This window comes from Allomuricauda ruestringensis DSM 13258, from assembly GCF_000224085.1.
Taxonomy (GTDB): Bacteria; Bacteroidota; Bacteroidia; order Flavobacteriales; family Flavobacteriaceae; genus Flagellimonas; species Flagellimonas ruestringensis.
In genome coordinates this window covers 741212-755388 of the sequence record NC_015945.1, presented here as the reverse complement: position 1 = coordinate 755388, position 14177 = coordinate 741212, and the positions used below count along the sequence as shown (strand labels likewise).

The window sequence follows — 14177 nt, the reverse complement described above, 5'->3', positions numbered from 1 at the left end:
TTATTTGCTTATCACTTTAATGGTTTCTTTTACCTGCTGTGCTACTTCCCGAGCTCTGGCCATATTCTCGTCCACAATGGTTACATGGCCCATTTTACGGAAAGGCCTTGTCTGTTTTTTACCATAAATATGTGGGGTAACACCATTCATCTCTAGTATTTTTTCGATGTTCTCGTAAACCACATCGCCTGTATGGCCTTCGGCTCCTACCAAGTTAACCATAATTCCGGCCACTTTGCTGTCCGTTTTTCCAAGCGGTAGTCCTAAAATGGCACGGATATGTTGTTCAAACTGGTTGGTGTACGCTGCTTCAATACTGTAATGTCCGCTGTTGTGTGGTCTTGGGGCGGATTCGTTCACTAGAATTTGGTCGTCCTTGGTCTGGAACATTTCCACCGCCAACAATCCCACGTGCTTTATATGCTCCGAAACTTTTAAGGCAACTTCTTGGGCCTTTTTGGCCACGGCATCATCAATTCTTGCCGGACAGACTACATATTCAACCTGATTGGCCTCTGGATGAAATTCCATTTCAACCACTGGGTATGTGGCAACTTCACCTTTGGTGTTTCGTGCTACGACCACGGCCAGCTCATTTTTAAAATCAATCATTTTTTCGGCAATGCATTCCACATTGGGCAGGCCTTTGAGGTCCTCCATCTTGCGAACCACCTTTACTCCTTGTCCATCGTACCCAAATTGGGCGCTCTTCCAAACAAATGGCAGCGAAAGGCCGCCGTTGCTTATGCTATCCTCTATTTCCGAAGTGTAGGCAAACCGTGTAAAAGGAGCTGTTGGAATACCGTGATCGGTATAAAACAATTTCTGGACCGCTTTGTTTTGGATGGTCCTCAAGGTTTTTGTTGGAGGATACACTTGGATTCCTTCGTGTTCCAACTTTTCAAGGGCATCCACATTTACGTTTTCAATTTCGATGGTGAGTACATCAACATTTTTTCCAAAGTTGTAGACGGCATCAAAATCCATCAAGCTGCCTTGAACAAACTCGTTGCAGGCTATTTTGCACGGTGCTTCTTCAGAAGCGTCCATAACCTTGGTGTAAATGTCCCATTTCCGGGTTTCGTAGAGCATCATTTTGCCCAATTGTCCACCACCTAAAATCCCTAGTTTAAAGTCAGAAGAGAAAAATTGCATTGATTTCTGAATTGAATGAAAGCAAAAATACGTGAAATCCACGAGGCTATAAAAGATGTGAAGGCTTAGCAGCTTTAAAAATATTATCTTTGCCAACCTGACCATAACTTGAGAACATTGATTAAGCTCCACGATAAGTTTTTTAAGCCCTATATAAAAGAAGAGGAAATCCTTGCGGCCATAGATAAAATGGCCAAAGAGATTGCCGAGGACTACAAGGATGAAACGCCCTTGTTTGTGGGTGTGCTCAATGGAGCCTTTATGTTTGTGGCGGATTTTCTAAAAGCTTACCAGCATCCATGTGAGGTTTCTTTTGTGAGATTGAGCTCGTATCAAGGATTGACATCAACGGGTATCGTTGAGACACTTTTGGATGTGCCAGAAGATATTGAGGGCAAGAGTGTCATTATTTTGGAAGATGTTGTGGATACCGGCCGTACCTTGAAAGAGTTGGTTCATCTATTCTCCAATACCAATGTGAAAGAGTTTAAAATCGGCACACTATTTTATAAGTCGGATGTGTACAATGGTGAATATGCCATAGATTATGTGGGTCTGGAGATCCCCGACCATTTTATTGTGGGGTATGGGCTGGATTATAACGAGCTGGGCAGAAACCTAAGAGAAGTTTACCAATTAAATCAAACAGATATGATCAACCTAGTGCTTTTTGGAAAGCCAGGAGCAGGAAAAGGCACCCAAGCAGGGTTCCTAAAAGAAAAGTATAATTTGAAGCATATTTCTACAGGAGATGTGTTCCGTTATAACATTAAAAACGGAACCGAACTTGGAAATTTGGCCAAGTCTTATATTGATAAAGGTGATTTGGTGCCAGATGAGGTAACCATAGATATGCTAAAAGACGAAGTAGAGAAAAGTCCAGAGGCGGCAGGTTTTATTTTTGATGGATTTCCACGGACCGCTGCCCAGGCAGAAGCATTGGACAATTTCTTGGAATCCAAGGACATGAAAATAAATGCTACCATCGCCCTTGAAGCAGAGGATGATGTTTTGGTGGCCCGTTTGTTGGAGCGCGGCAAAAGTAGCGGCCGTTCCGATGATCAAGACGAAAGCAAGATCCGTAACCGTTTTGATGAATACAATCAAAAAACAGCACCTTTAAAGGTGTATTACGAAAAGCAGGGAAAATTCCATTCTGTAAACGGAATCGGAGAGATTGATGAGATTACCGAGCGTTTGAGCAAGGTGATCGACTCCCTGTAATTGATTCCTAACAAAGACTCTATTATATTAGAATATGACCGAAGGAAATTTTGTCGATTATGTAAAGGTGCACATTTCTTCCGGAAACGGAGGTAAGGGTTCTGCGCATTTACGTCGCGAAAAATATGTGGCCAAAGGTGGTCCTGATGGTGGTGATGGTGGTCGCGGAGGTCATGTTATAGTCAAAGGGAACAAAAACTTGTGGACGCTGGTCCATTTCAAGTTTAAGAAGCATTTTAAAGCAGGCCATGGAGAGCACGGAAGCAAAAGCCGTAGCACAGGAGCCGATGGCGAAGACGTTTATATGGAAGTGCCTCTGGGCACGGTGGTAAGGGATACCGAAACCAACGAGATACTTTTTGAAATTACCGAAGATGGTGAAGAAAAAATCGTATTGGAAGGTGGTATGGGCGGACTTGGGAACTGGCATTTTAAAAGTGCCACCAATCAAACCCCAAGGTATGCCCAACCCGGTATTAAGGGTCAAGAGGGACATCTTACTTTGGAATTAAAAGTTTTGGCCGACGTGGGTCTTGTAGGCTTTCCCAATGCTGGAAAATCTACCCTGCTCTCCGTAATGACTTCGGCAAAGCCTAAAATTGCCAATTACGAGTTTACTACCTTAAAACCCAACTTGGGCATTGTGGAATATCGCGATTTTCAAAGTTTTGTAATGGCAGATATTCCAGGGATCATTGAAGGTGCTGCCGAAGGCAAGGGGCTAGGACACTATTTTTTACGCCATATTGAGCGCAATGCCACATTGTTGTTCTTGATTCCTGCCGATAGTAAGGATGTAAGTCAGGAATACAATATTCTGTTGGATGAGCTTAGAAGGTACAATCCGGAATTGTTGGACAAGGAAAGATTGGTGGCCATTTCCAAATGCGATATGTTAGATCAGGAACTTATTGATGAAATGGATGAGGACATGAAAGAGGATTTTAAAGACGTACCTTACTTGTTCATATCATCGGTAAGTGGGTTGGGAATACAACAGCTTAAGAATAGACTGTGGAAGCTATTGAACGAATAAAGCATTTTCTTCTGCCTTCACAATCAATATATTGATTAAATTTAGGAGAACCCAAAAGTCCCATCATGCGTTATTTACTTTCCATAATATTGGTGTCGGTACTCATGTCATGTAGTTCCGTTAAGGTAAACTATGACTACGATAAGGCGGTCGATTTTTCAAGTTATTCCACATACAATTATTATTCGGACATGAAATCTGGGCTGAGCCAATTGGATGAAAAAAGATTGCTTCGCGCTATGGATTCAACCTTAAAAGCCAGGGGTTACCGATTGGCCGAGGAACCGGAACTCTTCATTAACATTATGAGCGATGAATACAGGGGTGCCCCAAATAATAATGTTGGCGTAGGAATTGGTGGCGGTGGCAGAAATGTAGGTGGGGGTATATCCGTAGGATTGCCCTTGGGCGGTTCCAACATGCAGCGCAGTATTCAGTTTGATTTGGTGGATGCACAAAGGGATGCCCTTGTTTGGCAGGCTGTGGCCGAGAGTGGATTCCGGGAGAATGCTTCTCCCAGCGTTAGGGAAGACAAATTTAGGAAGCTAGTGAAAAAAGTGTTTTCCAAATTCCCGCCAAAAATAAAATAACACTCATAATCAGGTTGTTGCGTGATTTTTATGCGTAAATAAATTGGTTTTACCGTTCGGTCGGACAAAATTACCACTTGTCATAAATCACTTCAGCGGATGAGAAGATTCAATTACTTTAGCTTCAGAAATAAAATCTAAACCTAACAGTCATGATAGCACTAGCCAAGTTGATTATCTCTCTTTTAGTAAGCATTATTTTATAATTCGCTGATGCGGTTACATAATTCATCAATATGAGAAAATTGAACACTAAACAAAAAGTAGTTTTCGCCATGGGTATTCTTGGCGTTTCAATAGGAATTTTTGGAAAATTCAATACATGGGAATATATGGTGTACTTTCCTTTTTTCTATTCGGGATTAACCATGATGTGGATTGCATTCCTACCACAAAATAATTCTTGCTGTAACCTCTTTAAGAGAAAAAAGGTACAAAAATCTTAGTATAGCCTATACCGTTAAAGTTTAATGTAAATTTGGGCAGTTCAGATTCGATAGAATGGAGTTAAGCACGCGAAAGAGGAACATTGTATTTTGGGTTCTTCAATTCCTTGGTTGGGGTTTTATCAACTCCATAGCCATTTTGATTCCTCAGGGCATCAGTTTTGAGATGACCATATTTTCGGTCATTGTCGGAATTTTTATAGGAGTATTTTCAACCTCTATTTTACGATGGTACCTTAAAAGAAATGTACATTTTGATTCTTTCGGAGGCAAAGAAGTCATTAAAATTATTGTGTCCACCTTGGTGGCTTCTACAATTTTTGGGCTATTAAATGTATTTTTTGGATATATCTACATAAAATTTGGGCCAGAATTGACAGAGACGGAATTGCACATGTTCGAAGGCTATGATAAAATCATGGTCCAAGTGCTGAACTCTGTATTCTTGGTTGGAGCTTGGACTATTACCTATTTGGTCATCAAATTGCTTCTAAAACTCAATCAAAACCGAATAGAGCGGTTGGAGTTGAACACTACCTTAAAGCAGGCCCAATTGAACACTTTAAAAGGACAAATCAATCCACACTTTATGTTCAATAGCCTCAATAATATTCGTGGGTTAATGTTGGAGGATGTGGACAGGTCCAGGGAAATGCTCACCAAACTTTCCGAGATTCTTCGGTATTCCCTAACCAAAAACAACATCAACGATATTCCTGTCCACGAAGAATTGGAGGTGGTGGATAACTATATCGACCTTTCTAAAATTCAGTTTGAGGATCGTTTGGAGTTTGTTAAGCAGGTGGACGATGATACGTTCGATGTGCGAATCCCGCCCATGATTATTCAACTGCTGATAGAAAATGCGGTAAAGCATGGCATTTCCAACCTTAAAAATGGCGGTAGGATACTTTTGGCAATTACCAAGAAAGATGGCAAATTGCTCATTGAAGTTAGAAATACGGGTAAATTGGAGATTTCCAAGGATTCCACCCAGCTAGGGTTGAAAAATATTGAACAACGATTGAAATTGTTGTATACCGATCGCGCATCTTTTAAATTGGAGGAAATATCCGATGAGGTGGTGGCACAAATCAAAATTCCTTTGGTATGAAGATCAGAGCGGTAATAGTTGAAGACTCCCGATTGGCACGGAATGAATTAAAAGAACTGATCAAACTACATGATGATTTGGAGCTATTAGGTGAAGCTGGAAATGTGGATGATGGAGTGGAACTCATCGAAACGCAATCCCCAGACCTTTTGTTCCTCGATATCAATATGCCCGAGAAGGATGGTTTTGACCTTTTGGAGATGTTGGACGACGTTCCTATTACCGTTTTTACCACGGCCTACGATGAGTATGCCATAAAATCCTTTGAATACAATGCCTTGGATTATTTGCTAAAACCCGTTAGCAATAAACGCTTTGATATGGCTCTGGAAAAGATTCGGTCCAAAATGGCATCCAAAGAAGAAGCTATATCGACCACCAAAAAATTAACGGACAGCAGTCAAATATTTATAAAGGATGGTGAATCCTGTTGGTTGGTAAAAGTTGGAGATATTTCCCTGTTCGAAATTGTGGGCAATTACACCCGTGTATATTTTGAGAACAAGAAACCCCTGCTGTACAAATCACTCAACCAGGTGGAAGAAAAACTGCCGGAAGATTCTTTTTTTAGGGCCAATCGTCAACAGATTATCAACACCAACTATATAAAAAATGTGGTGCCTTGGTTCAATGGTAAATTAAAACTTACCCTAAATAATGGCAAGGAAGTAGAGGTTTCCCGCAGACAATCCTACATTTTTAAAGATCGGATGAGTTTATAAAAAGCGCCCGCCTGCCGAACGGACAGGCGGGCGCCCATATTGACAGAAAGCTGTCTCTTTGTTTTAAGCCCTTAAAAGTTCCTTATACCTATCCTTGTATCCATATAGAACAGCAATGTTCAATATCAGAAGGGCAAGAGCAGGGGGGAGGCCATCTGGCGAGAGCGTGATGTGGAACAAAACAGCGTTTACGGCAACGCTCATTAAGATCAACGCCATGAGGGCGCCATACTTGTTAAAGATTAGGGCAAGCCCGGTCAATACCTCGACCACGGCCACTAATTTTAGGGTGTAAGTGGATGACAGGGCACCAAAATAGTTCATGACCGCTTCGGGCATTTCACCACCCGCAGGTAGAAAGTTTAAAAACTTGTTCAGTCCGAATACTAGGACTAAAAGTCCCAAAAGTATGCGGACCACCAAAAAAACTTTTGAATTCATAGAGTTAAACTTTTATTGGTTACTCAATAAAAGTATTCAAAAAATAAACATCTGATAGTTTTTATAGGGTTTAATTTGTTATAAATCAGTTTTTTAAAGAGATTTTAGCAGTCCGCCATCAATAGGGATGTTGGTCCCGGTAATAAAAGCGGCTTGTTCCGAGGCCAAAAATGCAACCAGATACCCATACTCCTCTGGTGTTCCAATACGTTTCATCGGAACTTGTTTTTCCATGTTGGCACGCACCTCATCTGGAGAAATTCCTAGTTTTTCAGCTTTTTTGGCGTTCAATTGTGCAATTCGGTCCGTGTCGAAGTAACCAGTTAACGTACTGTTTACCGTAATGCCATCTTTGGCCACATCGTAAGCCAGACTTTTTGCCCAAGTGACCACAGCAGCTCGAATGGTATTGGATAATGCCAAATAATTTAGCGGTTCTTTGACAGAAATGGAGGCAATATTGATGATCCTGCCCCATTGGTTTTTCTGCATGTGCTTTAAGGCAAGTTCGGTGGTAAAAATCACTGATTTGAAGAGTAGGTCGAATGCCTTTTGATAGTCTTCCACCTTTTTCTCCAAAGCCCCGCCAGCTTCAGGTCCTTGGGTATTGTTCACCAAAATATCAATGGTATTGGATTTAAAAAACTTGGATATTATTGCTTTGAAAGCATCAAAATCGGAAAAATCGACAGCCAAATATTGATGCTCCTGTCCTTGACTTGTATCCATTTCTTCCACAATGGTCCGCATTCGTTCTTCGCTACGGGCCATTAGGGTCACACTGGCCCCGCTTTCGGCCAATTGCCGGGCGATGGCTTCTCCAATGCCTTTACTGCTGCCTCCTACGAGGGCTGTTTTTCCCTTTAAAGAAATGTTCATGGCTTATCGGTATTCGTCTCTTACGGGACTAAAAATGTCCATTAATTTACAAGCTGTCAATGCTTTTCCGCTATGGGAGGCGTTGGATGGAATAATCACTACATCGCCCGGTCCATACGTGTCTTTTTCGCCATTCAAGGTAAACTCAAAAGAGCCTTCGACCACATGCATGATCTGTTCATGGTCGTGTTGGTGTTCGGGTACCTCGGCATCTTGGTCCACGTCCCAAAATACCCAGCTCATGCGTTCACCGTGTACCAATTTTCCGTGGTAGCCGGGCATTATTTCCTTAGGTTCGATTTCTGATAGGTTCATTGTGCTCAAATTTTAGTGCCAAGATAGAGATTAATATAAAGCATCTTTGTTTGGAATGGTATCCGCTTTAGCTATTTTTGACCGATAATTAAAATTAATGGGAGTACATTTTATAGGTTTGGGCGAAGTCAATATGTTCAATTTGGCCTATGTTCTGCATCAAAAAGGAGAAGTTGTAACTGGTAGCGATGAGGCGATAGAAGAATCTCTTAGGCCCAAGTTGAAGGAGCAAGGACTGTTACCAGAGGATATGGGATGGTTTCCCAGTAAAATCCAAGCACAATTGGACGCTGTTGTACTGGGGTCAAATGCAAAAAAAAATAATCCAGAGCTGGAAAAGGCCCAAGAATTGGGTTTGAAAATTTATTCCTATCCCGATTTTCTGTATGAGCTGACCAAATACAAGACGCGGGTGGTCGTGGCTGGAAGCCAGAGAAAAACCAGTGTAGCCTCAATGATCTTACATGTGTTGGAATATAATAATATTGAAGTAGACTACGCATTGTCGGCCACTAATGGGATTCGCCTAACCGAGGAAAACGACTTTATTGTGATCGAGGGTGGTGATATTCCGTCATCTGCAATTGATAGTGCTCCCCAGTTTCACTTGTACCGCCCCAATATTGCTTTGTTGAGTGACATTGAATGGGATGATAAAGGATCTTACGGGGACTTTGAAAACTACACTGAGCAGTACCGCATTTTTGTAGATAGTATTGTCAAGGGCGGAAGCATTACTTATAATGATGAGGATATGGTGGTTAAAAAACTTGTGGAAGCATCAGAAAACCCGATCAGAAAACTGCCGTATGTAACTCCAGATTATCAAGAAGAGAATGGGGGAGTCCTTCTGGATACGCCCGACGGCGAACTGCCATTGGAAACCTCAAGTGCAACAAAGTTGAGCAATTTGGCAGGGGCCAAGTGGATATGCCAACAAATGGGTGTTGACGAGGTAGAGTTTTACGAAGCGATAGCTACCTATCAATAGACCTTAAACCCCAAACTGCCTTAAATGATGGTCCAAGTGCTTGTACTGCATCTGCCCCCATTGCTCGGAGGTCAATTTCCCGCAAAAAGGATGGGAAGGCAGTTCGGTTTCGTCCCGAAGGGCATAAAATTCGTCAATGAGCAATTTTAGATTGTCTTTTTCCGCAGCAAAATTACGATTGTTGGTGACTTTGTACTCTTTGGAAGTGGGCAAGCCCTGTTTCCACGGCTTGTCGTTGTATAGCGATTCCTTAAAAAACGAAAACAAAAAACGCATGAGGACATTGGGCTTTTGAAGAGTGAGCTTGCCCAACGGCACTTTCAGGGGCTCGCAGCAGTGTGCCAACATCTGCGCTACGTTCATTTTGCCCCATTGCCTCTCTGAGGAATCTGAAAGTTTGTTGATCCGCGATAAAATTTCTGTATGTGCCTCAGTGTTGAAAAGGGATTTCATGATGAAGGATTTATCATGGAAATTACATAAAATTATTCTCCTATCTTTAGGCCATGCAAGAAAAACTAGCTTCCTTTTCCATTAAAAATTGGGCAGATGATGACAAGCCAAGGGAAAAACTGGTGCAAAAAGGCAGCTTTGTACTGTCTGATGCGGAGCTAATTGCCATTTTGATCGGTTCAGGTAGTAGAAACGAAAGTGCCGTGGAGCTTTCCAAAAGGATTTTGGCCTCCGTGGACCATAATTTGAATGAATTGGGCAAGCTCTCAGTAAACCAATTGATGCGATTCAAAGGGATTGGAGAGGCCAAAGCCGTGAGCATTGCAGCTGCATTGGAAGTGGGTAGGAGAAGACGCTTGGAGAATACTTCCAAAATAATTAAAATACAGAGCAGTCATGATGCTTATGAACTGCTTTACCCTTTAATTGGGGAGCTTCCGCATGAGGAGTTTTGGATTGTGTATTTAAACAATTCCAACAAGGTTGTGCACAAAGCCCAGTTGAGCAAAGGAGGAATCACAGGAACTCTGGTGGATGTTAGATTGGTTTTGAGACAGGCATTGGAACTTGGAGCTGTGGGGATTATTCTCGCCCATAACCATCCATCAGGAACCTTAAAACCAAGCATGGCCGACAAGCAGTTGACCGAAAAACTGAAAACCGCTTCCGAAGCTTTGGACATAAAAATATTGGACCATTTGATTTTGGCCCGAAATCAATATGTAAGTTTTGCGGATAAAGGAATACTATAGCTCATTTTGCCTATGTTATTGATTTTTACCCATAAGGTAACCAACCGATTAACGTATACCGCCAAGCAGATTTTTGAGAAAATCTTAGGGGTGGAGATGGGATTTACCACAAAGGTCGAGGACTTTATAAAGCATAATGGGCCCAAGATGACTTATTCCAAGCAGCCCTTGCAAAACGAGTTTTTTGTGCGGAGCAACGACCTTTTGTTCGAACAGGGTATCAACGATTTGGAGATAAAGGTTTCGGATTGGGATGGTATTCCCTGTTTTTTTTCTTCAGGAGAGAAGAGTGCCATTCCCTTTGATATTTTTTCGGCCAGTTTTTTTCTTTTGAGCAGGTACGAAGAATATCTGCCTCATGTTAAGGATAGTGTAGGCAGGTTTCCAGTAAAGGAAAGCATAGCTTATCAAAATAATTTTTTGGAACTACCTGTGGTTGATCTCTGGGCCTACAAGCTATTGGAGGCTTTAAAAGAACGTTTTCCAGATTTGGAGACCAAGGAAAAGAGTTATAGCTTCACTTCCATTATTAACGTCACTACGTCGCACGCCTATGCCATGCGCGGAATTTCACGTACTCTCGGTGGCTTTTTGCTGGATTTGGGGAATTTTAGATTCAGGGATGTTTGGGAACGATTCTCAGTCCTGTTGAGGCTTAAAAAAGACCCTTACGATAATTTCTTTGAGTTGGTGGATATCCATAAAAAGTTCCCAATAAAGACCATGTTCTTTTTTCAGTTCGCCAAGCATTCGGCCCACGATAAAAATGTATCTACCAACAACAATAAGTTTCGTTATTTGATCAAGTCCGTGGCAGATTATAGCGTTGTTTCCCTAAGCACCTCCTTTGTATCCACATCGGACAAAAATGTACTACGGGAAGAAAAAAAGCAATTGGGAAACCTGATCAACAGGTCCATAAGTTATGCCAGGCTTAGATATAACAAAGTGAATGTTCCAGCTACATACAGGAACTTGGTAGAGACCGAGTTCACGGATGATTTTTCTATGGGATACACGCACGAAATCGGGTTTAGGGCAGGTACCTGTACACCTTTTTATTTTTATGATATTAACACCGAGGTAAGGCAGCCGATAAAAATACACCCCTTTGCCATGCACGACTATGCCTTGGTCAAGTATAAGAAAAAGGACGAGGTTTTTGAGAAAATGGATAAGGTGTACCGATTGGTGAAGCAAGTCAGGGGTGACTTTGTTCTGGTTTTTTCCAACGAACTCTTGGGGGGCAAGCAACAATTGGATTGGATGGAGCTCTATCAATCCATTTTAAAACGCTATTATGTTTGATTACGAAGTAACCGATATCTTTTTTGATTTGGACCACACCCTTTGGGACTTTGAGAAAAACTCGGCCCTTACGTTTGCCAAAATATTGGTGGATAATAAAGTGAAGGTGGATTTGGACGGTTTTTTAGAGGTGTATGCGCCCATCAATATGCAAATGTGGGCATTGTACCGTGAGAATGGGATTAGTCAGTCCGAACTGCGTTATCAACGTTTAAAACGAACTTTTGATGCGCTCCACATGCATGTTTCCGATGAGGTAATCAATGTATTGGCCAACGATTATATTGCACACCTATCATCTTTTACCCATTTGTTGCCCAATACCGTGGAGACTTTGGAATATCTCTTTCCAAGATACAAATTGCACATCATTACAAACGGATTTCAAGAAGTACAGGCAAGAAAACTAAAAGGAAGCGGGATTAATCATTATTTTCAAAAAATTATTGATTCCGAAATGGCGGGGGTCAAGAAACCAAATCGCTATATTTTTGAGCTTGCACTGGATATGGCACAGGTAGAGCCACAAAACTCATTGATGGTCGGGGATAACCTCGAAGCAGATATATTGGGGGCAAAAGCCATGGGAATGCAGGTACTCCATTACAATTTCCATAAAGATTCCAACCATGGTGAATGTACAATGATTGACGACCTTATTGAAATAAAAAACATTTTATAGAGTTATATTAAGAGTGGTATACCCTCATTATTTTGACACTCGAAAATGTTTTTGGCTATGAAAAGATTATTCCATTCAGTCTTCTTGGCGGCTAGCCTTTTATTTTTCATTGCTTCATGTACCGAAGAACAAGATTTTGATCAGATTGATGATTTAAGGGTAACCCCAACGTTGGCCTCGGGTCTTTTTTATTTGGAATCCGATGAAGAGACCATAAACGCAGCAGGGCCACTAAACTCTTTTTATTCCCAAGAGATCAATTTTGAGGCATTCAATGAGCAATATGTGGCAGAGCGTCTTTTGGAGGGTGTCATTACCTACGAGATGGATAATACCACCAGCAAGGAATTGCAGATAATCATTGAATTTTTGGATGATGCAGGACAATTATTGGACACGGAACCCTTTACTATTGAAGCAAACTCTTCTGAAACTTGGGATATTCCCTATGGCCCCGGGGGTAAAAGCATTGATATACTCACAAACACATCCAGCCTTCGGATTACAGCCAATAATTTGAGTGATGGCACCAGTGTTTCGTCGGCCGAAGACCCTAAAATTATTTTACGCTCAGGAGCACAATTTGTATTTCAACTACAATGAGAATAGCCCTAAAACTTATATTGATTGCACTATTTTGTAGCACCACCGTTCTTGCCCAAAACAAGGAGTTGTTGTACGATTTTTATGAAATCCCACAATCTTTGATGGTAAATCCGGGAGTAAAGACATCGCAAAAATGGCATGCTGGAATTCCTGTGATTTCTGGACTATCTGTACAAGGCGCAACCAGTGGTGTTACCGTGAACGACCTCTTTGCCAACGACGGTGTTGATTTTACCACAAAAGTCCAAGAGCGGTTGTTGGATGTAATGCGGGACAAGGATGATTTCAGTACTACAAGTCAGATAGAGGGAATTACCGTGGGTTTTAGAGGTAAAAACAGGCCGGACGACTACTATTCCTTTGGAATGTACGGTGAAATGGACATTATCTCGTATTGGCCCAAGGATTTGGCTATTTTGGCATTTGAAGGTAATGGAGGCAACAACATTGGCCGGAGTTTTGATCTAGGGGATTTAAATCTTCGTGGAGAGATGATCAATGTGTTTCATTTTGGAATCAATAGAAAGGTGAGCACAGTACTTACCTTGGGTGCCAGGGCTAAAATATATTCCAGTATTTTTCAATTCCAGTCCATAAATAACTCAGGTTCCTTTACTACAAGGCAGGGTCAAAACAATGTTTACGAAAGCACGATTAATGCTGATATGGAACTCCAAACGGCAGGGATAAAGGAATTTTACGATATTATTGAAGAAGATACGGGAACCACACAAAAGGATTTGGCAAGTGTTTTTACGGAGCGGGTATTATTGGGCGGAAACCTTGGACTTGGTTTTGATTTTGGTTTTAGCTATAATCTTAACCCGCAGACCACAATAACAGGAAGTGTTTTGGATATTGGGTTTATCAATAACTCCAAAGATGTATGGAATTACACCTTTAGCGGTAGCACAACTACCGACGGGATCTCTGTTTTTCTTCCAGAGGACATCAACAATGTGAACAACGATTTATGGCAAGAACTCATTGATGAGATTGATGGGGCGCTGCCCCATGGCGAAAACCAATCCAGTTATATTTCATTAAGGCCAATTAAGGTTTATGGTTCTGTTAGACACGATTTTGGTGAAGGAGGAGAAAGACCCTTGTTCGAAAATTGTGGATGTGCTGTTAATGGGGGAGGAGGAAGCAATCGCGATTATTATAGGAACAGTGTTGGGGGCCAATTGTTTATGATGAAAAGACCTCGGGGCGTACAGGCCGCATTGACCGGTTTTTACCAAAGAAGGTTTGGAAGGACAGCTTCCTTAAAAGCCACGTATACCGTTGATAAATATTCTTTTACAAATATCGGATTGGGTGCAAATCTTCAATTGGGGCCTGTTAACTTTTATGTCCTGGCAGACAACCTTTTAAGTTATAGTAATGTGGCCGATAGCCATTACGCCTCTTTACAGTTCGGATTTAATATCATATCTTGGAACAGTAATTGATTACTTTTA

General features: G+C 41.5%; 16 protein-coding genes. 11 read left to right on the top strand and 5 right to left on the bottom strand.

Annotated elements, in window-relative coordinates; translation table 11 throughout:
* Complete coding sequence (locus tag MURRU_RS03495; RefSeq protein ID WP_014032041.1) at positions 1 to 1155, bottom strand: 5-(carboxyamino)imidazole ribonucleotide synthase; 1155 nt, start codon at positions 1153 to 1155, stop codon at positions 1 to 3.
* A gap of 117 nt (positions 1156 to 1272) precedes the next feature.
* Between MURRU_RS03495 and MURRU_RS17580 the strand changes: the two genes are divergently transcribed.
* From MURRU_RS17580 to MURRU_RS03465, 5 genes are all read left to right on the top strand, one after another.
* Positions 1273 to 2379, top strand: coding sequence for an adenylate kinase (locus MURRU_RS17580; RefSeq protein WP_014032040.1), 1107 nt, complete (start codon positions 1273 to 1275; stop codon positions 2377 to 2379).
* A 34-nt stretch (positions 2380 to 2413) separates the two neighbouring features.
* Positions 2414 to 3415: a GTPase ObgE gene (gene obgE, locus MURRU_RS03485; RefSeq protein ID WP_014032039.1), complete on the top strand. Its 1002-nt coding sequence runs from the start codon at positions 2414 to 2416 to the stop codon at positions 3413 to 3415.
* A 65-nt stretch (positions 3416 to 3480) separates the two neighbouring features.
* A complete protein-coding gene (locus MURRU_RS03480) occupies positions 3481 to 4005 on the top strand; it encodes a DUF4136 domain-containing protein (protein WP_014032038.1) in 525 nt (174 codons plus the stop codon).
* 501 nt (positions 4006 to 4506) lie between these two features.
* Complete coding sequence (locus MURRU_RS03470; RefSeq protein ID WP_014032037.1) at positions 4507 to 5565, top strand: sensor histidine kinase; 1059 nt, start codon at positions 4507 to 4509, stop codon at positions 5563 to 5565.
* On the top strand, positions 5562 to 6287 hold the full coding sequence (locus MURRU_RS03465; RefSeq protein WP_014032036.1) for a LytR/AlgR family response regulator transcription factor: 726 nt from the start codon (positions 5562 to 5564) through the stop codon (positions 6285 to 6287). Before MURRU_RS03470 ends, MURRU_RS03465 begins: the two co-directional genes overlap by 4 nt.
* A 63-nt stretch (positions 6288 to 6350) precedes the next feature.
* On the opposite strand, the gene MURRU_RS03460 is transcribed toward MURRU_RS03465, so the two are convergent.
* The 3 genes from MURRU_RS03460 to MURRU_RS03450 form a co-directional block, all read right to left on the bottom strand.
* Positions 6351 to 6728, bottom strand: coding sequence for a DoxX family membrane protein (locus tag MURRU_RS03460; RefSeq protein ID WP_014032035.1), 378 nt, complete (start codon positions 6726 to 6728; stop codon positions 6351 to 6353).
* Positions 6729 to 6821: 93 nt separating this feature from the next.
* Complete coding sequence (locus MURRU_RS03455) at positions 6822 to 7607, bottom strand: SDR family oxidoreductase (protein WP_014032034.1); 786 nt, start codon at positions 7605 to 7607, stop codon at positions 6822 to 6824.
* A 3-nt stretch (positions 7608 to 7610) separates the two neighbouring features.
* Complete coding sequence (locus MURRU_RS03450) at positions 7611 to 7922, bottom strand: cupin domain-containing protein (protein WP_014032033.1); 312 nt, start codon at positions 7920 to 7922, stop codon at positions 7611 to 7613.
* Positions 7923 to 8019: 97 nt separating this feature from the next.
* On the opposite strand from MURRU_RS03450, the gene MURRU_RS03445 reads away from it, so the two are divergent.
* Complete coding sequence (locus tag MURRU_RS03445; protein ID WP_014032032.1) at positions 8020 to 8913, top strand: Mur ligase domain-containing protein; 894 nt, start codon at positions 8020 to 8022, stop codon at positions 8911 to 8913.
* A gap of 3 nt (positions 8914 to 8916) precedes the next feature.
* On the opposite strand, the gene MURRU_RS03440 is transcribed toward MURRU_RS03445, so the two are convergent.
* Positions 8917 to 9366 (bottom strand): DUF1569 domain-containing protein, encoded by a 450-nt coding sequence (locus MURRU_RS03440; RefSeq protein ID WP_014032031.1) that lies wholly within the window; start codon positions 9364 to 9366, stop codon positions 8917 to 8919.
* A 53-nt stretch (positions 9367 to 9419) separates the two neighbouring features.
* Between MURRU_RS03440 and radC the strand changes: the two genes are divergently transcribed.
* The 5 genes from radC to MURRU_RS03415 are packed head-to-tail and all read left to right on the top strand — an operon-like array spanning position 9420 to position 14168.
* Complete coding sequence (gene radC, locus MURRU_RS03435; RefSeq protein ID WP_014032030.1) at positions 9420 to 10118, top strand: RadC family protein; 699 nt, start codon at positions 9420 to 9422, stop codon at positions 10116 to 10118.
* 12 nt (positions 10119 to 10130) lie between these two features.
* Positions 10131 to 11426, top strand: coding sequence for a polysaccharide deacetylase family protein (locus tag MURRU_RS03430; protein ID WP_014032029.1), 1296 nt, complete (start codon positions 10131 to 10133; stop codon positions 11424 to 11426).
* Positions 11419 to 12108: a YjjG family noncanonical pyrimidine nucleotidase gene (locus tag MURRU_RS03425; RefSeq protein WP_014032028.1), complete on the top strand. Its 690-nt coding sequence runs from the start codon at positions 11419 to 11421 to the stop codon at positions 12106 to 12108. The genes MURRU_RS03430 and MURRU_RS03425 overlap by 8 nt, the downstream gene beginning before the upstream one ends.
* A 57-nt stretch (positions 12109 to 12165) precedes the next feature.
* The gene (locus MURRU_RS03420; RefSeq protein ID WP_014032027.1) at positions 12166 to 12711 is read left to right on the top strand and encodes a hypothetical protein; all 546 of its coding nucleotides are present in this window, start codon (positions 12166 to 12168) and stop codon (positions 12709 to 12711) included.
* Positions 12708 to 14168 carry a DUF5723 family protein gene (locus MURRU_RS03415; protein WP_014032026.1) on the top strand — a complete coding sequence of 487 codons (1461 nt, stop codon included), beginning with the start codon at positions 12708 to 12710 and terminating at the stop codon, positions 14166 to 14168. Before MURRU_RS03420 ends, MURRU_RS03415 begins: the two co-directional genes overlap by 4 nt.
* Positions 14169 to 14177: the final 9 nt, after the last annotated feature.